Genomic DNA, 618 nt, shown 5'->3' with positions numbered 1-618 from the left:
AACGAGCAATGACATCATGATAGCCCCATCCCTAATGTCAGACATGCTCAGCCCGTTCTTAGTCAGCATCAAACTTGCTACTGTCACCACCTTATGCCTATTACTCTTTGCCACACCTGTCGCTTATTGGCTTGCTAAGCCCAGTCGTGGGCAACTGATTGCACGTCTTAAAGTTATACTTATGGGCATTATCGCCATGCCACTCGTACTACCCCCTACCGTCATTGGTTTTTATTTATTACTCCTACTAAGCCCTAGCATGGGTATTGGCAAGTGGCTTAGTGAACATAACATCAGCCCCTTAATCTTTACCTTTGAAGGTCTGGTCATCGGCTCTATTATTTATTCCTTACCTTTCTATATTCAGCCTGTCTATGCCCAATTTTTACGTATACCGCAAAGCGTCATGGAGATGGCGCATTTATTAGAGCCCAGTCGTCTAAGACGCTTTATCAGAGTCGCGCTCCCACAAGCAAAGGTTGGTATTATTTTGGGCAGCCTCATCAGCTTTGCTCATACTATTGGTGAGTTTGGGGTGGTGCTCATGATAGGCGGCAGTATCTCCGGCGAGACCAAAGTCGTATCCATCGCAATCTATGAGCAAGTCGAAGCGCTCAA

1 protein-coding gene is annotated in these 618 nt (G+C 46.1%); it reads left to right on the top strand.

What is annotated here, in order from left to right:
* Positions 1-16 precede the first annotated feature (16 nt).
* Positions 17-618, top strand: a 602-nt coding sequence (gene modB / locus ACTQ9S_RS13780) for a molybdate ABC transporter permease subunit (protein ID WP_440455277.1), incomplete at its 3' end; no start/stop codon positions are given.

This window comes from Psychrobacter sp. ASPA161_9, assembly GCF_051970275.1.
In the GTDB taxonomy this organism is placed as follows: Bacteria; Pseudomonadota; Gammaproteobacteria; order Pseudomonadales; family Moraxellaceae; genus Psychrobacter.
The sequence above is the reverse complement of the archived record's forward strand: the minus strand, read 5'-3'. Positions and strand labels throughout refer to the sequence as shown.